At 59.0% G+C, this 20,939-nt stretch carries 25 protein-coding genes; 11 read left to right on the top strand and 14 right to left on the bottom strand.

The window, feature by feature from the left end:
• Window positions 1-28 precede the first annotated feature (28 nt).
• The gene (locus tag ABLX76_RS24950; protein ID WP_348875407.1) at window positions 29-970 is read right to left on the bottom strand and encodes a cation diffusion facilitator family transporter; all 942 of its coding nucleotides are present in this window, start codon (window positions 968-970) and stop codon (window positions 29-31) included.
• 221 nt (window positions 971-1,191) lie between these two features.
• On the opposite strand from ABLX76_RS24950, the gene ABLX76_RS24945 reads away from it, so the two are divergent.
• On the top strand, window positions 1,192-1,878 hold the full coding sequence (locus ABLX76_RS24945) for an ABC transporter substrate-binding protein (RefSeq protein ID WP_348875406.1): 687 nt from the start codon (window positions 1,192-1,194) through the stop codon (window positions 1,876-1,878).
• A 1-nt stretch (window position 1,879) separates the two neighbouring features.
• Here ABLX76_RS24945 and ABLX76_RS24940 read toward each other — a convergent pair whose 3' ends face one another.
• The 4 genes from ABLX76_RS24940 to ABLX76_RS24925 form a co-directional block, all read right to left on the bottom strand.
• Window positions 1,880-2,749: an oxygenase MpaB family protein gene (locus ABLX76_RS24940; protein WP_050533451.1), complete on the bottom strand. Its 870-nt coding sequence runs from the start codon at window positions 2,747-2,749 to the stop codon at window positions 1,880-1,882.
• Window positions 2,750-2,862: 113 nt separating this feature from the next.
• On the bottom strand, window positions 2,863-3,294 hold the full coding sequence (locus ABLX76_RS24935) for an OsmC family protein (RefSeq protein ID WP_004202630.1): 432 nt from the start codon (window positions 3,292-3,294) through the stop codon (window positions 2,863-2,865).
• 114 nt (window positions 3,295-3,408) lie between these two features.
• On the bottom strand, window positions 3,409-3,555 hold the full coding sequence (locus ABLX76_RS24930; protein ID WP_065881663.1) for a hypothetical protein: 147 nt from the start codon (window positions 3,553-3,555) through the stop codon (window positions 3,409-3,411).
• A 15-nt stretch (window positions 3,556-3,570) separates the two neighbouring features.
• Complete coding sequence (locus ABLX76_RS24925; RefSeq protein ID WP_032452981.1) at window positions 3,571-3,975, bottom strand: YdeI family stress tolerance OB fold protein; 405 nt, start codon at window positions 3,973-3,975, stop codon at window positions 3,571-3,573.
• A 145-nt stretch (window positions 3,976-4,120) separates the two neighbouring features.
• Here ABLX76_RS24925 and ABLX76_RS24920 point away from each other — a divergent pair, with 145 nt between their 5' ends.
• From ABLX76_RS24920 to ABLX76_RS24910, 3 genes are all read left to right on the top strand, one after another.
• Window positions 4,121-4,624: a hypothetical protein gene (locus ABLX76_RS24920; protein ID WP_117132237.1), complete on the top strand. Its 504-nt coding sequence runs from the start codon at window positions 4,121-4,123 to the stop codon at window positions 4,622-4,624.
• Between the two features lie 8 nt (window positions 4,625-4,632).
• Window positions 4,633-5,079 carry a YetF domain-containing protein gene (locus ABLX76_RS24915; RefSeq protein ID WP_243806525.1) on the top strand — a complete coding sequence of 149 codons (447 nt, stop codon included), beginning with the start codon at window positions 4,633-4,635 and terminating at the stop codon, window positions 5,077-5,079.
• A gap of 320 nt (window positions 5,080-5,399) precedes the next feature.
• Window positions 5,400-6,395, top strand: coding sequence for an SDR family oxidoreductase (locus ABLX76_RS24910; RefSeq protein WP_218811016.1), 996 nt, complete (start codon window positions 5,400-5,402; stop codon window positions 6,393-6,395).
• Here the strand turns inward: ABLX76_RS24910 and ABLX76_RS24905 are convergent.
• The 5 genes from ABLX76_RS24905 to ABLX76_RS24885 all read right to left on the bottom strand — a co-directional run bounded on the left by ABLX76_RS24905 (window position 6,392) and on the right by ABLX76_RS24885 (window position 9,524).
• The gene (locus ABLX76_RS24905; RefSeq protein ID WP_348875405.1) at window positions 6,392-8,017 is read right to left on the bottom strand and encodes an alpha-amylase family protein; all 1,626 of its coding nucleotides are present in this window, start codon (window positions 8,015-8,017) and stop codon (window positions 6,392-6,394) included. The genes ABLX76_RS24910 and ABLX76_RS24905 overlap by 4 nt on opposite strands.
• 39 nt (window positions 8,018-8,056) lie before the next feature.
• Window positions 8,057-8,230, bottom strand: coding sequence for a hypothetical protein (locus tag ABLX76_RS24900; protein ID WP_277475700.1), 174 nt, complete (start codon window positions 8,228-8,230; stop codon window positions 8,057-8,059).
• Window positions 8,231-8,246: 16 nt separating this feature from the next.
• Window positions 8,247-8,753 carry a ferritin-like domain-containing protein gene (locus tag ABLX76_RS24895; RefSeq protein WP_023289827.1) on the bottom strand — a complete coding sequence of 169 codons (507 nt, stop codon included), beginning with the start codon at window positions 8,751-8,753 and terminating at the stop codon, window positions 8,247-8,249.
• 23 nt (window positions 8,754-8,776) lie between these two features.
• Window positions 8,777-8,992 (bottom strand): hypothetical protein, encoded by a 216-nt coding sequence (locus ABLX76_RS24890; RefSeq protein WP_004202641.1) that lies wholly within the window; start codon window positions 8,990-8,992, stop codon window positions 8,777-8,779.
• Window positions 8,993-9,338: 346 nt separating this feature from the next.
• Window positions 9,339-9,524 carry a general stress protein gene (locus ABLX76_RS24885; RefSeq protein ID WP_004143718.1) on the bottom strand — a complete coding sequence of 62 codons (186 nt, stop codon included), beginning with the start codon at window positions 9,522-9,524 and terminating at the stop codon, window positions 9,339-9,341.
• A gap of 655 nt (window positions 9,525-10,179) precedes the next feature.
• On the opposite strand from ABLX76_RS24885, the gene ABLX76_RS24880 reads away from it, so the two are divergent.
• Entirely contained in the window at window positions 10,180-11,094 is a 915-nt protein-coding gene (locus ABLX76_RS24880) for an SDR family oxidoreductase (RefSeq protein WP_023289828.1), read from the top strand.
• Window positions 11,095-11,283: 189 nt separating this feature from the next.
• A complete protein-coding gene (locus ABLX76_RS24875; RefSeq protein ID WP_348875404.1) occupies window positions 11,284-11,529 on the top strand; it encodes a DUF2543 family protein in 246 nt (81 codons plus the stop codon).
• 67 nt (window positions 11,530-11,596) lie between these two features.
• Here ABLX76_RS24875 and ABLX76_RS24870 read toward each other — a convergent pair whose 3' ends face one another.
• Window positions 11,597-12,490: a LysR family transcriptional regulator gene (locus tag ABLX76_RS24870; protein ID WP_044523447.1), complete on the bottom strand. Its 894-nt coding sequence runs from the start codon at window positions 12,488-12,490 to the stop codon at window positions 11,597-11,599.
• A gap of 114 nt (window positions 12,491-12,604) precedes the next feature.
• Between ABLX76_RS24870 and ABLX76_RS24865 the strand changes: the two genes are divergently transcribed.
• Complete coding sequence (locus tag ABLX76_RS24865; protein WP_218811014.1) at window positions 12,605-13,456, top strand: Vmh family MBL fold metallo-hydrolase; 852 nt, start codon at window positions 12,605-12,607, stop codon at window positions 13,454-13,456.
• 177 nt (window positions 13,457-13,633) lie between these two features.
• Window positions 13,634-13,774 carry a stationary-phase-induced ribosome-associated protein gene (gene sra / locus ABLX76_RS24860; RefSeq protein WP_012541615.1) on the top strand — a complete coding sequence of 47 codons (141 nt, stop codon included), beginning with the start codon at window positions 13,634-13,636 and terminating at the stop codon, window positions 13,772-13,774.
• Here the strand turns inward: sra and ABLX76_RS24855 are convergent.
• Complete coding sequence (locus tag ABLX76_RS24855; protein ID WP_032425875.1) at window positions 13,771-13,878, bottom strand: hypothetical protein; 108 nt, start codon at window positions 13,876-13,878, stop codon at window positions 13,771-13,773. The two genes, sra and ABLX76_RS24855, sit on opposite strands and share 4 nt — an antisense overlap.
• 78 nt (window positions 13,879-13,956) lie before the next feature.
• Between ABLX76_RS24855 and ABLX76_RS24850 the strand changes: the two genes are divergently transcribed.
• Both ABLX76_RS24850 and ABLX76_RS24845 read left to right on the top strand, forming a co-directional pair.
• On the top strand, window positions 13,957-15,654 hold the full coding sequence (locus tag ABLX76_RS24850) for an NAD-dependent malic enzyme (protein WP_004202648.1): 1,698 nt from the start codon (window positions 13,957-13,959) through the stop codon (window positions 15,652-15,654).
• Window positions 15,655-16,176: 522 nt separating this feature from the next.
• Window positions 16,177-17,889 carry an ABC-F family ATP-binding cassette domain-containing protein gene (locus ABLX76_RS24845; RefSeq protein WP_348875403.1) on the top strand — a complete coding sequence of 571 codons (1,713 nt, stop codon included), beginning with the start codon at window positions 16,177-16,179 and terminating at the stop codon, window positions 17,887-17,889.
• A gap of 35 nt (window positions 17,890-17,924) precedes the next feature.
• Here ABLX76_RS24845 and ABLX76_RS24840 read toward each other — a convergent pair whose 3' ends face one another.
• Both ABLX76_RS24840 and ABLX76_RS24835 read right to left on the bottom strand, forming a co-directional pair.
• Entirely contained in the window at window positions 17,925-18,878 is a 954-nt protein-coding gene (locus ABLX76_RS24840) for a helix-turn-helix domain-containing GNAT family N-acetyltransferase (RefSeq protein WP_032452996.1), read from the bottom strand.
• 143 nt (window positions 18,879-19,021) lie between these two features.
• Window positions 19,022-19,621, bottom strand: coding sequence for an inorganic diphosphatase (locus tag ABLX76_RS24835; RefSeq protein WP_023289834.1), 600 nt, complete (start codon window positions 19,619-19,621; stop codon window positions 19,022-19,024).
• Between the two features lie 253 nt (window positions 19,622-19,874).
• Here ABLX76_RS24835 and adhP point away from each other — a divergent pair, with 253 nt between their 5' ends.
• Window positions 19,875-20,885, top strand: a complete 1,011-nt coding sequence (gene adhP, locus ABLX76_RS24830; protein ID WP_218810951.1) for an alcohol dehydrogenase AdhP — start codon at window positions 19,875-19,877, stop codon at window positions 20,883-20,885.
• Window positions 20,886-20,939 lie beyond the last annotated feature (54 nt).

The following is a 20,939-nucleotide window of genomic DNA, read 5'->3' as shown; positions in this document are numbered from 1 at the left end:
ATAACCGCTGAGCCAGTCTGTTTTCCGCTTATGACGTCAGGCAGTTTGCCTTCCCCGGCGAACCGGCAACCGCCGCGCTGGGATCGAGATGCACCATCACATTGAGCACCGGATGGTGCGCTATGACTCGCGCCCGCGCCTGCCGGGCAATCTGATGCCCTTCGGCTACCGACAGCTCTCCGGCCACCTCGAGATGGACATCCACCAGCACCAGATCCCCCGCCTTACGGGTTTTCAAATCGTGCAGACCCGCCACGCCCGGCGTGGCCCGCAGCGTGCCGGCGATCGCCCGCTGCGTCTCTTCATCGACGGCGCGGTCCATTAAATCGTGCAGCGCGGTGGCGGCGAAACGATAGCCCATCCGCGTAATCACCAGCCCCACCGCCAGCGCGGCGAGCGGATCGAACCAGGCAAACCCGGCCAGATTACCGATAATCCCCAACGCCACCACCAGGGATGACGCGGCGTCCGAGCGGGCATGCCAGGCGTTGGCGATGAGCAGCGAGGAGTTCAGCCGCCTGGCGGCCGCCAGCATATAGCGAAACAGCCCCTCTTTGACCACCAGCGCCGACAGCGCCATCCACAGCGCAACGCTGTGCACCGGCGCAATCGTCTGCGGTTGCGCGAGATGACCCGCCGCAGACCACAGCATACCGACCCCGACCAGCGCCAGGATCGCGCCGAGGACCAGAGAGGCGCCGTTCTCATAGCGCCAGTGGCCATAATGGTGATCGTGGTCAGAGGGCCGGCGACTCTTTTTATTCGCCACCAGCACAACGCCATCGGCGAGCAGATCGGAAAAAGAGTGCATTCCATCGGCAATTAACCCCTGGGAACCCGAGAATATTCCCACCGCAATCTGCAACGTGGAGAGAAAAATATTGACCACCACGCTAACCAGGGTACTCTTTCGCGCCTGCTCCGAACGCTGATGATATTTATTATCATTGTCAAAATTATGTTGTGTCATTATTTCTCTCCCTCAGTGAGCGGGAAGAATAAACTGACAAGCTGAGTTTATGCTTAACAATATAAAAGCCATTGCCTTGCGGTTTAACGAATTCGCTGCGGTCGTTAACGAATAGATTCTGAAAGTGTGGCCGGAGAGGTACAACCGCGTGCGGATGGACTATCTTATCACTGGCGCCGACAGGTCGGGCCGCCTTCTCTTAGCCACCACAGGAGTCAGCGATGTCAGATATCACACCCTCCCGGCTGCGTTTTGCCATTAATCTGGGCAATGCGGTACTGGCCCATCCTGGCGAAAGGGGCGTGCCGACAGGCATTACCCCCGAGCTCAGCCATCGACTGGCGAAGCGCTGGGGCGTCGCCGCCGAGTTCGTCACCTATCCTGCCGCCGGTAAAGTGGTGGCCGACGCCGGCGGCGAACGCTGGGATATTGCCTTTCTGGCCATCGATCCGGCACGGGAGGCGACCCTGCGCTTTACCTCTCCCTATATCACCATCCAGGGAACCGCGCTGGTGAGAGCCGGTTCGCCCTGCCAGAGCGTGGCCGATATGGATCGCCCGGCAACCACGATTAACGTCGGGCAAAACGCCGCCTACGATCTGTGGTTAACCCGCCATCTGCAGCACGCCAGCCTGAATCGTCTCCCCTCCTCGCAGGAGGCCATCGTCGCCTTCCTCGCCGGTGAAGGGGATATGGTCGCCGGCATCCGTCAGCCGCTGGAGGCGACAGCGCGCCGCCATCCGGAGGTGCGGGTCCTGGCGGATAATTTTACCGAGATCCACCAGGCCATCTGCGTCGCCCGGGAAGACGTGGCCCGCTTTAGCGCGGTGAACGACGCGTTGAACGAATGGCGAGCGGACGGTAGCCTGGAGGCGCTGATTGCCCGGCACCTGAGCGAGGCGGGCTGAATCACGCCTCCGCCATCCGGCGCATGGCGCAATGCCAGGCGCCGTTGCGTACCGAGGCGCGCAGCACGCGGGCGATAGCCTGCACCATCAGACGCGTCGTGCGCCGCTGCAGCGGCGTCAGCGACAGTCCCAGCATCTCCTGCGCCCATGGCGGCAGAAGATCGATCCCGGCCCGCATCATCACCTGGCCAACCGGCTGACTCAGGCGACCCGGCAGACGGGTGGTGAGCAGCACCTCAGCCACCTCCCGGGTACGTTCGTCACAGCGCAGCTGCGGGCGCATCGCCTCAAGATAGTCCGCGACCTCATTCGGCGTCCGGGGAATATCCTCGGCCCCCAGCCGGCGAGCGATCTCCGCCGACTCGCGAAAATAGTCCTCCTGGCGCTGGTCGCTGACCACCGTGCGCTTATAGCGCAGGTGGGAGGCCATAAAGCGGCTGCACTCGGCGACATGCACCCAGGTCAACAGCGCCGGGTCGCTTGCCTGATACGGCGTGCCGTCCTTGTCCACCCCGGCGATCCGCTGATGGATCCCCTGCACTTTGGCGATCAGCCGCTCCGCGTCGGGGGTGGCGGCGAAGGTGGTGGCGGAGATAAACTGACTGGTGCGGCGCAGGCGGCCAAAGATATCCTCGCGAAAACGGGAGTGGTCCCAGACGCCGGCCAGCGCCAGGGGATGCAGCATCTGCAGCAGCAGCGCGCTAATGCCGCCGCACAACATAGAGGTAAAATCGCCATGCACCTGCCAGATGGCTGATTGCGGACCAAACAGCCCCGGCTCCCCTTTGGGCTGTTCAAAATCAATCTCTTTTAGCGCCATGCCGGTCAGGCCGAGCACCTGCGCCTCGATCATCCCGCGAATGCCGATCATGATGGAGTCCTTTACGTTTGCGAAAGGACCCAAGATACCACTATTGCGCAGCGGAGGCAGTGGCGGGGAGAGAGATCGCGGGAACGGTGCCCGCAGAGTGCGGGCACGACAGCTTACGGATTCAGCTGGTAGTCGAGGGTGATATTGGCTTTCAGCACCTGCGATACCGGGCAGCCGGCCTTCGCTTTCTGGATGATCTCATCGAACGCCGCCGGCGCGACGCCCGGCAGGACAATCTGGCTTTGCAGCGCGATGTCGGTTATCGCAAACCCGCCGTCGGTTTTATTGAGGGTGACCACCGCGGTGGTGTCGATGGACGTCGCGGTATAGCCCTCTTCGCTGAGCATCAGCGACAGAGCCATCGAGAAGCAGGCGGCATGCGCGGCGCCGATCAGCTCCTCAGGGTTGGTGCCTTTCACCCCTTCAAAACGGGTGTTAAAGCCGTAGGGCTGCTGGCTCAGCGCCCCGCTCTCCGTCGACACGGTGCCTTTGCCATGCTTGAGATCGCCTTCCCAGTGCGCCAGCCCTTTCTTATGAATCGCCATATGACTCCTCCTGTGATGATGTCGAACAAAAAGTATAGTGCCTGATGCCGAACCTGCGTCTATTCTGCGGCCCGCCCCCCCGGCGTTCCCGAAAAGTTCCCGTTGCGGGTGACGCTAACGGCCATCGTGAGGATGGTAAGGATCGGTTTTGTCATCCTCGCTGTCGTCCCGTTTACGCGGCACTTCGCCCTGTTCGCCTGGCGCCTCGCGCGCAGGGTGCTTCCCGCGCTCCTCGCCATGCGTGTGAGATGTTGTGCTCATACCGGCAAGCTCCCCTTATTTAGGCGACTGTTTGAGCAGGCGATCGATACGCACTACCGGCGGCGTCATTTTGCGATCAAGGCTACCGTTAATACTGACCAGATCGTCAGGCTCTACATGCTGTTCATTAAACGCGGCAACCGGAATAATGGCGGTGATGGTGCCGCTTTTATCGCGAAACTGATAACGGTCATCTCCCTGCCGGGTCAGCAGATTGCCGCGCAGCGAAATCGTGGCGCCGTCGTGCATGGTTTTCGCCTGCTCAACGGTCATGATCCGCCCCTCCTCAACGCCGCGATAGCCGTCATCCAGTTTGTGCGGCGGCGGCGGCGCGGCATCCTGGCTAAAACCGCCCTTATCGTCCGCTTGCGCGACAGCGGCGGCAAACAAACAGGCCATGGCCAAGGCTAATTTTTTCATCATGCCTCCTTGTTTTTGCTGATGAACAGAATAAAGCCTGGCTGAGGCTGGCCATTTTTACAAAGTCAATTGTTCTGATATCGTCTAATATAAGAATGTCCTTATCGTTGCGCTGATGCCGAAACGAAACGCGGGGAAAATAATAATGATTGAGAATCAACAGTCTTGTCCCATCGTCGACGAAAATGAACGAGCGCTCCGCTTTGAATATCGCTTCAGGCGCTATGGGATAATTGCACTCAGCCTCATTATCCTTACCGCGTTAAGCGGCCTGTGGTCCTCTGGTTATTTCAGTGAGGCGCACCGGGAAAGCGCCGGAGGTGAATTAATCGTCGATTACCAGCGTTATGCCAGACTGATGAGTGAAACCGAACTGAATATTCAGATCAAACCCACCCAGGAAAATGACACGACGATCAGCTTCGCCGCCACGTTATTAACTCGCTACCAGCTTGGCGATATCCGCCCGCAGCCGGATAAAATGTACAGTGCCGACGGGAAATTATATCTGGTGTATCAGCGGACGACCAGCCGCTCGCCGCTCTCGGTGTGGTTAGCGATTACCCCCAAAACCATAGGCACTCTCTCCCTGCAGGCGGCCGTCAACGATCGCCCTGCCGTCAGCTGGCAGCAGTTTGTCTATCCGTAGGAGTCGCGATGGAAATGGTCCTTAGAGCCGCAGCAATCTATCTGATATTGCTAGTTATTTTCAAGATTGCCGGCAGACGAACCCTGATGCAGTTAACGAATTTTGACCTGATATTGCTGCTGATTATCAGCGAAGCTACCCAGCAGGCGATGCTCAGCACAGACTATTCCGTCACCGGTTCGATGCTGACTATCGTCACCCTGGTCAGTATTGATATTTTATTTGGTTATATTAAGAAAAAATTTGCCCAGGCGGAAAATTTCCTTGATGGCACGCCGGTTATCGTAGTGGAAAATGGTGCTGTCATCGATGAGAAAATCAAGCTCGTCAATATTTCTGTCGATGATATCCTGCTGGCGGCCAGGCAGCACCATGGGATTTATGAACTGAAAGCGATCAAATTCGCTATTCTCGAACGTAACGGCCAGATATCCATTATTCCGCAACAGGAATAACACCGGAAGAGCTATTTATCGCGCTCCGGTTGTTTATCCCCCGATTCCGGGGCGCGGGTGGCGTCATCCTCTTCTTTTTCAACGCTACGCGTGTTTGATGTCAACATTTTTCCTCCTCGCGGGTTGTCAGGGACCTTACAGATTATAGAACCTCAACGCCTGCTTATGCAGAAACAGGCCAGAGTCATCACGATATGTCGCCTGATTCACACTGCGCTTATTCCAGGATATTTCCCACCTCACTGTTATTATTTGTGCTTAATAATTATTCGTTCCGTGCAGCTTAAATTTACGATAGCGAAAAAATGAATGAGGTCATTATGTCCGTGATGGTTATTACCGGCGGAACCGCCGGGGCAGGAAAAGCCACCGCGCTGCGTTTCGCCCGCGCAGGATATCACGTGGCGCTGATCGCCCGCGATGAAACGGGTCTGCAGGAGACGCAGCAGGCCTGCGAACGGTTTGGCGTCAAAACGCTGACGATTAGCGCCGATGTTGCCGATGCCGGGGCTGTGCAGCGCGCCGCCGCCGAGGTGGAAGCCACCCTCGGTGCCATAGACGTCTGGATCAACAACGCCATGACCACCGTACTGGCGCCCTTTCGTCAGATGAGCGACGACGAATTTCGCCGGGTGACGGAGGTGACCTATCTCGGCTATGTCAACGGCACCCGCGCGGCGCTGGAGGTGATGACGCCCCGGGATCGGGGGGTGATTATTCAGGCTGGATCGGCGCTGGCCTGGCGCTCGATCCCCCTGCAGTCGGCCTATTGCGGAGCCAAAGCGGCCATTCGCGGCTTCACCGATGCCGTGCGCACCGAGCTGATGCATGAGAAAAGCCACATCCAGTTGACCATGGTCCAGCTGCCGGGGATGAACACCGCTCAGTTTGGCTGGGCGCGCAACAAAATGGATCAGGCCATGCAGCCGGTACCGCCGGTCTATCAGCCGGAGGTCGCCGCCGAGGCTATCTACAGCGTGATCCAGCGGCCGGTGAACGAGCTGTGGGTGGGGAAAAGCACCATCCAGTCGATCCTCGGCCAGGTCTTCTTCCCTCGTCTGCTCGATCGGCTGATGGTGAAGAAAGCGTGGGAGGGACAGTTTACCGGCCAGCCGAAGCCGGCAGAGCACCAGGACGACCTGTTCACGCCGGTACGCGGCAATCATCCCGGACACGGCCCTTTTAACGAGGGCGCGCGGCGTAAAGCAGTGACCATCAGCGCCGATCTCCCGGGAAAAGTGGCTGCTGGCGTCGGCGTGGCGGTGGCGACGATGGCCCTGCGCGCGTTGTTCCGCCGACCGGGGAGACGGCGCTAAGCCAGGCTGCGGCTGAACCAGCGGTAGCCATACCCTGAGAGCGCCAGCCGCGCCTCTTCCCCGCCGCGCAGCCCGTCCTGGTAGAACTTATCTTCCAGAATCGGGCTCCAGTAGCCCTCGGCCAGCGGCGGGAGCTGCACCTCTACCGCCTGCTGGCCGCAATTCGCCAGCATCAGCACCTCCCGCGATTCGCTGCGATAGCACAAGGCCAGCACAGCGGCAGGCTTCACCGTAAGGAGGGTAAAAGGGATGGATCCCGGTTCAGTATATTCCGTGCGCGCCAGCACCATATTGCGCACCCGATGCAGTAGCGAGCGGGGGTGGCGCAGCGCCGCTTCGACATTGATCCGCTGGTAGCGAAACCGTCCGCTGGCCACCGGTTTTACCGGCAAATCATCCCGCGCCGCCCGGGAGAAGCCGCCGTTGGGCGCCGCCGACCACTGCATCGGCGTTCGGACCGCGTAGCGCTCCGGTAAGCGCAGATCGTCGCCCATACCAATCTCGTCGCCATAGCGCATCACCGGCACGCCAGGCAGCGCCAGCAGGATAGCATGGGCCAGCGCGATGCGTCGGGTATCGCCACCCAGCATCGGCGCCAGCCGCCGGCGCACGCCGCGCTGGTAAACCGACATCGATTTATCCGGGGCAAAGGTGCGGATAACCTGGCGCTTGTTGCGTTCGCCAATCCCCTCCAGGTCCAGTTCATCATGGTTACGCAGCCAGTTGACGAAGCAGCATCCGTCCGGCGGGGCTACCATCGCCTGCAGCGCCTTCACCACCGGGGTGGCGCGCTGCTGCGCCAGGCTGACATAGAGGTATTTATTAAGCCAGAAATTGAGCACCATCTGCAGCCGATCGCCGCGGCCGAAATAATGGCGATACGCTTCCACCTCCACGTCCACTTCACCCAACAGTATCGCGTCGGGGTTGAGGCGCTGCACGACCTGGCGAAGATGCGTCAGCAGCGGGTAGCCCCGCGCCTCTTCGCCCTTCCCGGCCTGCTTCACCAGATGTGACGCCGCATCGAGGCGAAATCCTGACACCCCGGCCTGCAGCCAGAAGGTGATGATGTTTTCAATTTCGGCGATCACCGGCGGATGAGCGAGATTCAGGTCGGGCTCATGCCGATAAAACATGTGACGATAGTATTGTCCGGCCTGGTCGTCCCAGCTCCAGACGCTCTCCTCGACGCCGGGAAACATGGGCGGATCGTCGTTCTCCGGCGGCCGATCGGCCCAAAGATAGTATGGTCGCCACGGCGAGCGGGGATCGCGTCGCGCCGCCTGAAACCACGGGTGCCGGGCAGAGGTATGCTGGATAACCAGCTCAACGATCACCCGCAGTCCCAGCTCCCGGGCGCGGGCAATCAGCTCAATCACGTCGGCGATGGTCCCGAAGCGGGGATCGGGCTGCAGATGGTCGCTGATATCATAGCCATCATCCTGCAGGGGGGTGAGATAGAAAGGGGTCAGCCAGAGCACCGTCGCCCCCAGACTACGAATGTAGTGCAGCTTTTGGCGGATACCGGCAAGATCGCCAAACCCATCGCCGTTGGCATCGTAAAACAGAGAACTGTCCACCTGATAGATGACCGCTCTGTGAAACCACTCTTCCTGTTGCATCACTATCACCTTGCGTTCTGCCCGCCACTGTCAGCTTCCTCAGCGCGCCCTCCTGTTCCTGACGTCTGCTTTGCCGACAGGCGATACGGGATCATGCTCTGCAGGAGGGGCCCTGTTGGCCACCGCGTCCACCAGCGCCTGCTGCCTGGCGGTTAATTTCAGCGGAACCGCTTTCTCGGTGGCGAGCAGCGCGATGGTGTGGCGCTTAACCATAATTGACTCCGGCGGCTTATTGTCCGGCCTCAACGCCGGGCAGATTGTTATGCATCAGATATTGCCCGGTCAGCGCCGGCAGATGATGCAGCAGCCAGTCAGCCATCCCTCTCTCTTCGGCAAGGATCCCTTCCAGAGTAGGCATCGCGCTATGGTCCCCCACTCGCTTCGCCGCCGTTAATAAAGCGGTATAGCAGGCGACCTCAAAATGGGCAAAAACGTAGGCGGTGATAATCAGTTTAATGAGCTCATCGCCGGGCAGCATGATGCCAATAGTCTGGCCCAGGGCTGCGACCCGGCTCATCGCATCCTTCAGCGCCGAGCGGGAAATGTGGTTGCGGGCGATAAGGTCCTGCAGGGCCGACAGTTGCCGACGGGTTTCATAGAGATGTTGTTCAAGGCGGGTCCGTAATTGCGGTTCATTATCGAGGCGTCTGATGGTGGCCATAAGCAGTGACTCGGCCTGTTTTTCCATGGCATGGGCATCGCGAAGCCAGTTATGGTAATTTTCACTATCCGTCATATACACCTCTGATCATTAATTTTTTATTTTGACGGGGAGTCTTCATTCTCTTCCGCCGCCTGGTCAGCTCGCGCTGCGCTATATCCGGATAAATGCCCAACAATATTCGCATAAATACTGATGAGAATGACCCACAGGACGCTGTCTTTCCACCAGATTAACGAGGGTATCGCCAGACCCACCCACATAACGGCGGCCACAAGATGACAACGCTTAATAAATACCGGCGTCAGTTTCATTTTATTACCTTAGATCTGAACAATATTTAGTAAGCGGATGTGTTGCTGCCCACTCCTGGCATCCGGCGGTTAATACCCGGCTGACAATATCTTCCCTTTCCGCAGCCATAAAAACAGTGCCGTCATTTACTCGCCCTTACCGCTTCGCCGGCACATTGCCGTTGCGGTAAACAGTGCTTAATTATTAAGGTTACTATAATTTAATTATCCTGCTTCTTTTCTTCCGTTGCGGACAATAGACGATGGGTAAGTGAAAGCGTACGCAAATAAACAGAAACCTGCGGACCGCCTGGCCCACAGGTTTCTGTCCCGACGCCGTCGAAACGGCGTCACGGGTCATCAGTCGCTAGCTGTCGCCGGATTTACGGCCGCCGCCATGACTGTTCTTACCACCCTTTTTACCGGCTTCGGATGCACGCTCAGGATCATTTTTAAAGTTCCCGCCGCTGTGCTGTCCACCTTTACGCCCGGCTTCGGATGCTTTTTCACGATCTTCTGCAAAATTACCTGAACCGCCTCTATGCTCTGCCATAATGTTCACCTTTGGTTTGATCAATATCGGTTGGTAAATGGAAAATGACCCTGTTACAAATCATCGCCCTCGATATCTAACACTAGAGGAATACCCGCAGGAGTCAAATTAATTCCGGCCATTAATCAGTGTTACCAATAAATAAATTAACCACAGCGAAGCGGCACTAAAAGTTAATCTTTCCGCAACCCCTTCTTCGCTTTGGATTATATGCCCATTATGGTCTATTCTGCGGACAGCGATCCTCGTTTGTAAACAAATGAAAATAAAGTGATGAATAAATATTTCTTCCACTCCCGGACAGCCATCCTTACAAAAAATACCACCTAAGAGGCATGGCGTTATTAGCCATGCGTAGCGGGTTAACTTAATATTCCCTTTTTCACGACGCGTCTTCCTCTCCGTCTTTAAAAAATTTTTCCCGGGGAGAAAAATAGCCCAGCCACGTTAAATATTGATGGAATAATCCTAATTTCACCCCAGCGATATTAACGCAGCGCTATTCACTTAAATACGCCGGGGATCAGTCGGTTAAGAAATAACAGTGCCACTTTTCCCGGGCATTCACTGGCCATGGGCGAGTCACCTGGGGTCTGGCGATGGGGGAACCTGACCTATCCTTACAGCTGGCCCGTTCTGTCTGAAGGAGATGACTATGCAAGATGAAAAACCGCCAATGAAGAAATTACCCACCTCCATGTTGCCAGAAGAGACGGCTCCACGTCCGGAGTTCCCGGAGCAAGAACAAAACCCGCCGGGTCTGGATGCGGAAATGGAGCCGTCACCGGACCATGGGGAAACCAGCTACACCGGCACCGGGCGGCTGGCCGGTAAGAAAGCGCTCATTACCGGCGGTGACTCCGGCATTGGCCGCGCGGTGGCGATCGCCTTTGCCCGCGAAGGGGCCGATGTCGCCATAAGCTATCTGCCGGAAGAGCAAGAGGATGCCGATGAAGTCATCGCCCTGATTAAAGCCGAAGGCCGCACCGCGGTAGCCCTGCCGGGGGATATTCGCTCCGAGTCCTTCTGTCAGTCGCTGGTGGCCGACGCGGTGGAACAGCTGGGTGGCCTGAGCATCCTGGTCAATAACGCCGGGCGTCAGCAATATTGTGAGACTCTCGAGGAGCTCACCACCGAAGACTTTGACGCCACCTTTAAAACCAATGTCTACGCGCCGTTCTGGATCACCCGCGCCGCGCTGCCCCATCTCCAGGCCGGGAGCGCGATCATCAACACCACCTCGGTGCAGGCTTATAAACCCAGTCCAATCCTGCTCGATTACGCCCAGACCAAAGCCTGCCTGGCGATCTTCACTAAATCGCTGGCCAAACAGGTGGCAAAACGTGGCATTCGCGTTAACGCCGTGGCGCCAGGCCCTTACTGGACGGTACTGCAGTCCAGTGGCGGTCAGCCGGACGAGAAAGTGAAACAGTTCGGGAAAGACACGCCGATGGGGCGTCCGGGACAGCCGGTCGAGATCGCCCCGCTGTACGTCACCCTGGCATCCGATGCCTGCTCTTATACCTCCGGCCAGGTTTGGTGCTCTGACGGTGGGGACGGGGTAGTCTAAGCCTCCCGGCAGACCGGCGTGCGACATCGCGCGCCGGTTTTACCCTCCGCCCCCGGGGATCGGTATCTGCTCTCTCGCCTCGCCGGCGCGGCGATTTTTCCTCTCCTGCAGCCTACCGGCTGCATGCTATGATACTCGCCCGCCGCTGTGCGCTAACCCCGGCCCTGACGCCAATCCTGAGGACGACAGATGAGTAATGACATCCCCCTGAAATTTTATGACATCGTGGACGAATACGAGACCGAAGCGGCTGCCCCGGTTAAGGATGAGGAACGCGATGCGCTGGCGCGCTATTTTCAGCTGCTGATTGCGCGGTTAAGCCATAACGAAGAGATCGACGAAGAAGCGCAGCAGGAGATGGCCCGCGAGGCGGCCATTGACGAGCGCCGTATTGACGATATCGCTAACTTCCTCAATCAGTGGGGCAACGAGTAAGTCTCATCGTCAGCTCACCGGCAGGGCCGCCGCCCGCCGGTGTTGCCGCTGAAGGCGACGCCGCTGCTCAGGCATCGGCGAGCGTCTCCCCCAGACGTCGCTGCAGCGCATCCAGAAACAGCGGCAGCCCATCGGGCTGATAGTCGCGGGAAAGATAGATGCCGTAAACGCTCAGCGCCTTCGGCGTCCAGTCAGGCAGCACCACCTCCAGCGCGCCGCTGGCAATCGCACCCCGCGCCTCCAGTTCGGGGAGCATCGCGATGCCGCACCCGGCGACCGCCGCCTCCAGCAGCAAGGAAGAGATCCCCGCGCTCAGATTACCGTTCACCGACACCGACGCCTCCTGCCCCTGCGCATCGCTGAACTGCCAGCGCTGGCCGGCAAAATGGCTGTATAACAGGCAGTTATGCTGTTGCAGATCGTCAAGCGTCGTCAGCGGACCATGCTGGCGGAGCCAGCGCGGCGCAGCGCAGAGTAGCGACCGGCACACGCCGAGACGGCGAGCGATAGCCCCGGCCTCCGGATTATCGGTAATGCGAATGGCCACGTCGATGCGCTCGCCGATCAGGCTGACCGGATGGTTATTGATATCCAGCTCCAGGCGCAACAGCGGATAGCGAGCGAGAAAGTCCGGCAGCAGCGGGGAGATCAGCTGCATCGCGGTAAAATGCGCGCACGCCACCCGCAGCGTGCCGCTGGGGTCGGCCCGCTGGCGCTCGCCGGCGATTTCATCGGCGATCCGCGTCAACCCGCGGGTCTTGAGCAACACCTTCTCCCCCGCCGGGGTCAGCGTCAGCCGCCGGGTTGAGCGATGGATCAGCCGGGCGCCGGCCCAGCTCTCCATCTGTTCCAGATAGCGGCTGACCATCGGGCGCGACATCCCCAGCGCGCGCGCCGCGGCGCTGAGGCTTCCCAGTTCGCAAATCCGCAGATATACCTGCGCCGCAATCACCCTGTCCATCACGCCTCCTTCATCTGCACGATTTATGAAACTCAGCATCTCTTATTTCAGGAATTCTATCAAATAGCGAAATCCGTACAATGCTACGCATTCCCCTGTGACTGAGAATAAATGATGAAATTATCTGCCCTTGCTATTGCCACCGCCCTGTTCAGCGGCGCGGTCTTCGCGGCGCCGCTGACGCTGCAGACTTACAACCCTCAGGAGAAAGGTATTTTTGCCGTCAACTCCACCCTCGTTTCCGGCCCGCATGAAGCGGTGCTGTTTGACGCCCAGTTCAGCGTCAAAGACGGCGAAAAGCTGGTGGACATGATCAAGAAAAACGGCAAACCGCTGTCGCGGATTGTGATCACCTCCGGCGATCCTGACTTCTACTTTGGCCTTGAGCCGCTGGTGAAAGCCTTCCCGCAGGCGGAAGTGGTCGCCACGCCGGAAGTGGTTAAACATATTGAAGCCACCAAAGCGGCAAAGCTGGCGTACTGGGGCCCGCAGATGAAAGACGGCGCGCCGACGCAGGTATACGTCCCGCAGGCGCTGAAAGCCAACAGCTTTACCATCGATGGCGAAACAGTGACGATTATGCAGCCGCATGACTACGCGGCGTTCGTTTGGATCCGGGCGAACAAAACGATCCTCGGCGGCACCGGCGTGGCGTGGGGCATGCATCTCTGGACCGCCGACACCCAGACGCCGGCCAGTCGCCAGCAGTGGCGCACTACGCTGGAGCAGATGATTGCCCTGCACCCGCAGCAGGTGATCCCGGGGCATTACCTCGGCACGCCGCCGGAGGGTGACATCGCGGTGCGCTTTACAAAAACCTACCTCCAGCAGTTTGAGCAGGCGCTGAAGACACATAAGGATTCCGCCGGGGTGATCAAGGCAATGGAGACGCAGTGGCCGGGGCTGGCGGAAACCAGCTCGCTGGAGCTTAGCGCCAAAGTTAACACCGGCGAGATGAAGTGGTAATGCCGGCGCTGCGCGAGGGAGACTGTTCTTAATCTGGCGCGCTAAGGTTGCTATTGCCCTGAAAATGGACCACCCTACCTGAGGCCGCATAAAAAACGTGCGGCCAACTTTGGGTTACATTTCATCCGGTCACCACCGGGTTTGCCCTTGAAACCAGAACAGGATAAAGGAGTCAGAATGAAATCGAACCATCAGGCACGTCATCTTCTCGGTCTGAACTACAAGCTTTCCCAGCAGAAAAAAGTGGTGCTGGAAGGCGATGAAGAAACCACCCTCAACCATATCCATGCTACCGGCCGCAAACGCCGCGGTGGTTAATTTTCAGCCTGAGTGATGATAAACAACACCGTCCTGTTGCCAGGATGGTGTTTTTTTATGGCAATTGACGGCTTGTTTACCCGCTTGAAGACCTTCTGCTCTATACTCTGCCCGCTGCTTTTCCACCCGCCCTTCGCTTATCGCCGCGCCGGGACTGTGGACACGATCAAGGAGTTAGTGCGATGCAATTTACCCATAAGAAAAACCGTTCCCTGTACATCCCCTACGCGGGCCCCGTTCTGCTTGAATTCCCTCTGCTCAACAAGGGCAGCGCCTTCAGTATGGAAGAGCGCAGCAGTTTCAACCTGCTTGGCCTGCTGCCGGAAGTGGTTGAAACCATCGAAGAGCAAGCGGAACGCGCCTGGATCCAGTATCAGGGATTCAAAACAGAAATCGACAAACACATTTACCTGCGTAATATCCAGGACACCAACGAGACCCTTTTCTATCGCCTGATTGGCAACCATCTCGAAGAGATGATGCCGGTTATCTATACCCCGACGGTGGGCGCCGCCTGCGAACGTTTCTCCGAGATTTACCGTCGCGCCCGCGGCGTCTTTATCTCCTACCAGAATCGCCATAACCTTGACGACATTCTGCAAAACGTCCCGAACCATAATGTCAAAGTGATTGTGGTGACCGATGGCGAGCGTATCCTCGGCCTCGGCGACCAGGGGATCGGCGGGATGGGGATCCCGATCGGTAAACTGTCGCTGTACACCACCTGCGGCGGCATCAGCCCGGCTTACACCCTGCCCATCGTGCTGGACGTCGGGACAAACAACCAGCAGCTGCTGGACGATCCGCTGTATATGGGCTGGCGTCATCCGCGTATTACCGACGACGAGTACTATCAGTTCGTTGACGATGTGATCCAGGCGATTAAAGCCCGCTGGCCGGACGTGCTGCTGCAGTTTGAAGACTTTGCGCAGAAGAACGCCATGCCGCTGCTCAACCGCTACCGCAATGAGATCTGCTCCTTTAACGACGATATTCAGGGCACCGCGGCGGTCACCGTCGGGACGCTGATCGCCGCCAGCCGCGGCGCCGGCAGCCAGCTGAGCGAACAGAAAATCGTCTTCCTCGGGGCGGGCTCCGCCGGCTGCGGCATCGCCGAGCAAATTATCGCCCAGATCGTCCGCGAAGGACTCAGTGAAGAAGAGGCCCGTCAGCGCGTATTTATGGTTGACCGCTTCGGCCTGTTAACCGACGGCATGCCTAATCTGCTGCCGTTCCAGAACAAGCTGGTGCAGAAGCGTGAACATCTGCAGGGCTGGGATACCACTAACGATGTCCTGTCCCTGCTGGACGTGGTGCGCAACGTGAAACCGAACATCCTGATCGGCGTTTCGGGTCAGCCGGGGCTGTTCACGGAAGAGATTATCCGCGAGATGCATAAGCATTGCCCGCGGCCGATCGTGATGCCGCTCTCCAACCCAACGTCACGGGTGGAAGCCACGCCGCAGAATATCCTGAGCTGGACCGACGGCGAGGCGCTGGTCGCCACCGGCAGTCCGTTTGCCCCGGTCACCGTGAAAGGCAAACAGTATCCCATCGCCCAGTGCAACAACTCCTATATCTTCCCGGGCATTGGTCTGGGGGTGATCGCCTCCGGCGCTTCGCGGGTCACCGACGAGATGCTGATGGCCGCCAGCGAAACCCTGGCGAAACACTCGCCGCTGGTGAACAACGGCGAAGGTCCGGTTCTGCCGGAGTTGAAGGATATCCAGACCGTCTCGCGGGCGATTGCCTTCGCGGTCGGTAAGGTGGCTCAGGAGCAGGGCGTGGCGGTGAAAACGTCCGCGGAAGCGCTGCTGCAGTCCATCAGCGATAATTTCTGGCTGCCGGAATATCGTAATTACCGCCGCACCTCAATTTAATCGCGCTCACCGGGCCGCACGATCGGCCCGGTTATTAATAGCGTCCGGATAATATTCCCCGCCACAGAAACGCCTTTTTCGCCCATATTCATTTATCGTAAAAATAGAAACCAGATAGCATTTGCCGCGCGCCCTGTGCCACGCAAAATCATGGCCTCTGCCCCCTAGCAGACGATCCGCAGGCAGAAACTGCAGCCGCGCGGGGCGGGACAATCGATATCCGACGCTTCTCCACACCCTGCCAGTTTTGTCACTGGCGCGCTTTTCCTTTCCCCACTACACTGCCATCACCCATTCACTTACTGAATATAAAAGGAGGCCCCCCATGCTGTATTGTGAAATGTTTATTGTTTCACATGCCTTAGGCAATGGCGCCAGCTCAAGCGTTATCGGTATCGTGCTGCGATAACTTTGGCTTGAGCGAAGACCCTTCACAGAATCCCTTCTCTCCGGCTTACCGGGTTATCGTCAGCGAGTTTTGACGAGGCATTCGCATGCCTGTAACTCTTGAGTAAGTTGACTATGAGTACATTACTAACTGCCCATGCGCTCCACGTGGAGACTGCCTTCGGGCCGCTGTTTAATACCCTCTCCTTCACCCTGAAGAAAGGCGACCGTATCGGTCTCATCGGCCATAACGGTTGCGGCAAAAGCACCCTGCTGCAGGTGCTGGACGGCACCCTCGCGCCCACCTCGGGCAGCGTCTCACTCGCCGGTCAGTGTCTGATGGCCCGCGTTGAACAGCATCTGCCGGAGGCGCTGCGTTCGCAGTCGCTGCTGCAGGCGGTGCTGGCCCCGTTACCCGTCGACGCGCGGGAAGCACAGCGCTGGCTGGCCGAACGCCTGCTGGCGCAGATGGGCTTCACGCCGGCGGTGATGGAGCAGCAAACCAGCACCCTGAGCGGCGGACAGCATACGCGCCTGCTGCTGGCCCGGGCGCTGATCCGCCAGCCTGACCTGCTGCTGCTGGATGAGCCCGGCAACCATCTCGATCTGCCCACTCTGCTGTGGCTGGAAAGCTTCTTGCAGACCTGGCAGGGGAGCTTCGTGCTGGTGTCACACGACAACGCTTTACTGGATGCTGTAACTAATGCCAGTTGGATCCTCCGCGACCAGACGCTGCACAGCTTCGCCTTGCCCTGCAGCGCTGCCCGTCAGGCACTGCAGGAGCAGGATGAAAGCGCCGCGTTACGTCATAAGGCGGAGCAAAAAGAGATCGACCGGGTCAGCGCCAGCGCCCGGCGGCTGGCCACCTGGGGGCGGGTGTATGACAACGAAGATCTCGCCCGCAAAGCCAAACAGATGGAGAAGCAGGTCGCCCGCCTGAAAGACGAGCAGACCGAGCTCAGCATCGGCCCGCCGTGGCGCCTGGTGATGCAGGGGGACGCCCTGCCGGCGGACCGCCTGCTGGAGATGGACAGGCTGCCGGTGGCTCCCGCGCCGGGACTGCCGGCCCTGTTCACCACCGGCGTGGCGCGACTGCGCAGCGGCGATCGCGTGGCCATCATGGGCCGCAACGGCGGCGGGAAATCGTCCTTGCTGCGCCTGCTGTGGCAGCAGATGAACGACGCATCGCCGCTTCCGGGGCTGCGTCTGCACCCCCGGCTTCACCCCGGGTACTACGACCAGACCCTGGCGCAGTTGCCGGACGAGGCCAGCCTGCTCGACGCCCTGACGCCGTTCGCCCCGTCGGCGGACACCCGTAAACGGGCGCTGATTGCCGCCGGGTTTGGCTGGGCGAGGCATGGACAGAAGGTCTGCACCCTCAGCGGCGGCGAGCGGTCGCGGCTGCTGTTCGTCGGTCTGTCGCTGGCGCGCTACAGCCTGCTGCTGCTGGATGAACCCACCAACCATCTGGATATGGAGGGCAAAGCGGCGCTGGCGCAGACGCTCCGCGACTACCCCGGCGGCGTGCTGCTGGTCAGTCATGACCGCCAGCTTATTAGCGAAAGCTGTAACCGCTTCTGGCTGATCGACAGCGCCGGGTTAACGGAGTGGCACAGTCTGGAGGAGGTCTATGCCCGTCTGCAGGCGCAGATCCCCACCCTGACGGCGGCCTCCTCACCCCAGGAGCCGTCACTCGCGGCTGATGATGAAGAGGCGCTGCTGACGCGCCTGATAGCCCTGGAGCAATGGCTGGCGGACGATATGGCCCGTAAGCCGAAACATCAAAAGCCCTCGCTGCAGACCCAGTGGCGAGAGGAGATCGCCCGGCTGCTTAACCAGCTGGCGTAATCTTCGCACTCCCCGCCGGCTAAGGCACCACGCCCTTAGCCGGCGTTTCCTGGCCGGGTAAACTGCTGCTCGGTCATCATCTTTCCCCACTGGTCCCCCTGCCATTCGCGGGTTAACGTGAAGCCAAAGGACTCATACAGTTTGCGGGCCGCGTCCAGACCTTTAAACGTCCACAGCTGAACGGCGCTGAACTGACGACTATCGCAGAAAGCCATCGCCTCACTGAGCAGCCGCCTGCCAATGCCGGTTCCCCGGCAGCTGTCATCGAGAATGAACCAGCGCAGATGCGCCTGCTGCTGGCCGAGATCCTCGCCATCGATCGCCACCGAACCGACAATCTTCCCCTCGCGCATCGCCAGCCAGATCTGGTTGACCGGCGAGGAAAGCCGGGTGGCGAATTCCGCGACGCCGCTGGCAACCTTGCCTTCAAAAAAAGCGCCGAAATCATGGTGCCGGGCGTAATACTCCCCGTGCATCTGGGCTATCCGGCCGATCGCCCCCGGCTGATAGCCGGTTACCAGCGAAATTTGCGGCGTCGTTTCCGCAAGCGCAGCATCCCGACACTGCGCCAGCGCCTGAGCATAGGCCGCCAGTCCGCTGGCGACGGTCCGCTGCTGCGTCTCATCGAGATGCGCTAACGCCTCCACCACCCGGCGGGTACCGTAGGCGTTAATCGTTGCCACCGTGTCGTGCCCTTTCGCGGTCAGCGCCAGCGATTTAGACCGCGCGTCCTCCGCGCAGGGGCGCTCCTCCAGCTCTCCGGCGGCCAGCAGACGGGCGACCATCCGGCTGACGCTCGATTTTTCCAGCCCGAGCAATGTGACCAGCTGCGCGGCGGTTATCGTCCCCCTGACCGACACCTCCAGCAGGGTATGCACCGCCGAGGGTGAATAGTGGGTGGCGGCCAGCGTGGTGTTCATAAAACCCAGCTCGCGCACCATTAATCGCGAGGCCGTTCGAATTTGTTGGATTAAAGGCGTGTCAGACATCGTGAGGCGTCCAGTGAAGTAGATAGTTGTATAATACAACCATTTACTTCAGGCCGCGTCAAGAGGATAAACTATCCAGCATGGCAAGGTAGCGTATCGGATGATGGCGTGCCGCGGGCGCCGGACTGCGCCCGCGATAAGTATTATTGCGGGTTCTTCGCCTTCCAGGCCTCCCAGGCCGATTTGATCTCCTGCTTCGCGGCGGCCGCATCATTAAAACCGGCCAGCTCGACCTTTTTCCGCCCCTCTGGTAGTTCTTTGTAGACCCGGAAGAAGGCCTCCAGCCGCTGCTGCTCGATTTTCGGCAGATCGGTGATGGTCTGAATGTCGTCATAGGTCGGATCAATTTTACTGGCCGGGACGGCGATGATTTTGTCGTCTTTCTCACCGCCGTCTATCATCTTAAGAACGCCGATCGGCCGCAGCTTAATCAGCGTGCCCGGGGCCATCGGCGCGCGGGTGTAAAACACCACGTCCAGCGGGTCGCCATCCCCGGCCAGCGACTGGGTTAACGAACCGTAGTTCGCCGGGTAAGCCACCGGCATCGACTGAAAGCGGTCGGCGACGATAAACCCCGTTTTAGCGTCGGTTTCATACTTAATGATCCCGCCTGCCGGGATCTCGGTGACCGCGTAAAACTCTTCCGGATTGTTTTCCGGCTGCGGGAATTCCAGCACATTGTGAGCCTGCGCGGCGGCGGAAAAAAGCAGACCGGCGGTGAGGAGCGTTTTGACCAGATGCATTGTTGTATCACTCTGTTGTTATAAGAAATTGATGCGCAAAACAATAGAGTTGGGTGATGAAGAAAACATGACCATTCCGTGACACTATTATTACCTACCAAAATTAGAGGTATTGTCTGAATTTTGTGCTACTACTGTAGCAAAAAACCACATCCTGTACTAAAGCGCCTTGTTTTTTTCTCCATAGCGTCTAATCCTTATTGGGTAATATTGCATTAATAAAATTAATCAATCCCCTCTCAAGGAGACAGGCATGAAGGCAGCTGTTGTTACTCACGACCATCAGGTTAACGTTACGGAAAAAACGCTGCGCCCGCTGGAATACGGCGAAGCGCTGTTGAAAATGGAATGCTGCGGCGTGTGTCATACTGACCTGCACGTGAAAAACGGCGATTTTGGCGATAAAACCGACGTTATCCTCGGTCATGAAGGGATCGGGGTAGTTCAAAAAGTCGGCCCTGGCGTCACCTCCCTGAAGCCGGGCGATCGCGCCAGCGTGGCGTGGTTCTTCGAAGGCTGTGGCCACTGCGATTACTGTAACAGCGGCAACGAGACGCTGTGCCGCTCGGTGAAAAACGCTGGCTATACCGTCGACGGCGGCATGGCGGAAGAGTGCATCGTCACCGCCAACTACGCGGTTAAAGTCCCGGACGGCCTCGACTCCGCCGCCGCCAGCAGCATTACCTGCGCTGGGGTCACCACCTACAAAGCCGTTAAGGTCTCCCACATCAAGCCGGGCCAGTGGATCGCTATCTACGGCCTCGGCGGGCTGGGCAACCTGGCGCTGCAGTATGCCAAGAATGTCTTTAACGCCAAAGTGATCGCTATCGACGTCAACGACGGCCAGCTGGAGCTGGCGGCGTCGATGGGCGCTGACCTGACCATCAACTCGCGCAATGAAGATGCGGCGAAAGTGATTCAGGAAAAAACCGGCGGCGCCCACGCTGCGGTGGTGACCGCGGTGGCCAAAGCGGCCTTTAACTCGGCGGTGGATGCCGTTCGCGCCGGCGGCCGCGTGGTGGCGGTAGGCCTGCCGCCAGAGGCGATGAGCCTCGATATTCCACGTCTGGTACTCGACGGTATCGAGGTGGTCGGCTCGCTGGTCGGCACCCGTCAGGATCTGGTGGAAGCGTTCCAGTTCGCCGCCGAAGGCAAAGTGGTGCCGAAAGTCACCCTGCGTCCGCTGGAAGATATCAATGCCATCTTCAAAGAGATGGAGCAAGGTCAGATCCGCGGCCGTATGGTTATCGATCTGCGTAGCTAATCGCCAGCGCCTCTCCCGCCGGGCGAGGCGCTTCTCCTTTCGCGCTTCCCCTCG

The organism is Klebsiella sp. JB_Kp004, assembly GCF_040065795.1.
Taxonomy (GTDB): Bacteria; Pseudomonadota; Gammaproteobacteria; order Enterobacterales; family Enterobacteriaceae; genus Klebsiella; species Klebsiella quasipneumoniae.
The sequence above is the reverse complement of the archived record's forward strand: the minus strand, read 5'-3'. Positions and strand labels throughout refer to the sequence as shown.

Bases quoted from the DNA above. Each gene is read 5' to 3' on its own strand.
- ABLX76_RS24950 (WP_348875407.1), bottom strand. From the start codon at position 970: ATGACACAACATAATTTTGACAATGATAATAAATATCATCAGCGTTCG.
- ABLX76_RS24945 (WP_348875406.1), top strand. From the start codon at position 1,192: ATGTCAGATATCACACCCTCCCGGCTGCGTTTTGCCATTAATCTGGGC.
- ABLX76_RS24940 (WP_050533451.1), bottom strand. From the start codon at position 2,749: ATGATCGGCATTCGCGGGATGATCGAGGCGCAGGTGCTCGGCCTGACC.
- ABLX76_RS24935 (WP_004202630.1), bottom strand. From the start codon at position 3,294: ATGGCGATTCATAAGAAAGGGCTGGCGCACTGGGAAGGCGATCTCAAG.
- ABLX76_RS24930 (WP_065881663.1), bottom strand. From the start codon at position 3,555: ATGAGCACAACATCTCACACGCATGGCGAGGAGCGCGGGAAGCACCCT.
- ABLX76_RS24925 (WP_032452981.1), bottom strand. From the start codon at position 3,975: ATGAAAAAATTAGCCTTGGCCATGGCCTGTTTGTTTGCCGCCGCTGTC.
- ABLX76_RS24920 (WP_117132237.1), top strand. From the start codon at position 4,121: ATGATTGAGAATCAACAGTCTTGTCCCATCGTCGACGAAAATGAACGA.
- ABLX76_RS24915 (WP_243806525.1), top strand. From the start codon at position 4,633: ATGGAAATGGTCCTTAGAGCCGCAGCAATCTATCTGATATTGCTAGTT.
- ABLX76_RS24910 (WP_218811016.1), top strand. From the start codon at position 5,400: ATGTCCGTGATGGTTATTACCGGCGGAACCGCCGGGGCAGGAAAAGCC.
- ABLX76_RS24905 (WP_348875405.1), bottom strand. From the start codon at position 8,017: ATGCAACAGGAAGAGTGGTTTCACAGAGCGGTCATCTATCAGGTGGAC.
- ABLX76_RS24900 (WP_277475700.1), bottom strand. From the start codon at position 8,230: ATGGTTAAGCGCCACACCATCGCGCTGCTCGCCACCGAGAAAGCGGTT.
- ABLX76_RS24895 (WP_023289827.1), bottom strand. From the start codon at position 8,753: ATGACGGATAGTGAAAATTACCATAACTGGCTTCGCGATGCCCATGCC.
- ABLX76_RS24890 (WP_004202641.1), bottom strand. From the start codon at position 8,992: ATGAAACTGACGCCGGTATTTATTAAGCGTTGTCATCTTGTGGCCGCC.
- ABLX76_RS24885 (WP_004143718.1), bottom strand. From the start codon at position 9,524: ATGGCAGAGCATAGAGGCGGTTCAGGTAATTTTGCAGAAGATCGTGAA.
- ABLX76_RS24880 (WP_023289828.1), top strand. From the start codon at position 10,180: ATGCAAGATGAAAAACCGCCAATGAAGAAATTACCCACCTCCATGTTG.
- ABLX76_RS24875 (WP_348875404.1), top strand. From the start codon at position 11,284: ATGAGTAATGACATCCCCCTGAAATTTTATGACATCGTGGACGAATAC.
- ABLX76_RS24870 (WP_044523447.1), bottom strand. From the start codon at position 12,490: ATGGACAGGGTGATTGCGGCGCAGGTATATCTGCGGATTTGCGAACTG.
- ABLX76_RS24865 (WP_218811014.1), top strand. From the start codon at position 12,605: ATGAAATTATCTGCCCTTGCTATTGCCACCGCCCTGTTCAGCGGCGCG.
- sra (WP_012541615.1), top strand. From the start codon at position 13,634: ATGAAATCGAACCATCAGGCACGTCATCTTCTCGGTCTGAACTACAAG.
- ABLX76_RS24850 (WP_004202648.1), top strand. From the start codon at position 13,957: ATGCAATTTACCCATAAGAAAAACCGTTCCCTGTACATCCCCTACGCG.
- ABLX76_RS24845 (WP_348875403.1), top strand. From the start codon at position 16,177: ATGAGTACATTACTAACTGCCCATGCGCTCCACGTGGAGACTGCCTTC.
- ABLX76_RS24840 (WP_032452996.1), bottom strand. From the start codon at position 18,878: ATGTCTGACACGCCTTTAATCCAACAAATTCGAACGGCCTCGCGATTA.
- ABLX76_RS24835 (WP_023289834.1), bottom strand. From the start codon at position 19,621: ATGCATCTGGTCAAAACGCTCCTCACCGCCGGTCTGCTTTTTTCCGCC.
- adhP (WP_218810951.1), top strand. From the start codon at position 19,875: ATGAAGGCAGCTGTTGTTACTCACGACCATCAGGTTAACGTTACGGAA.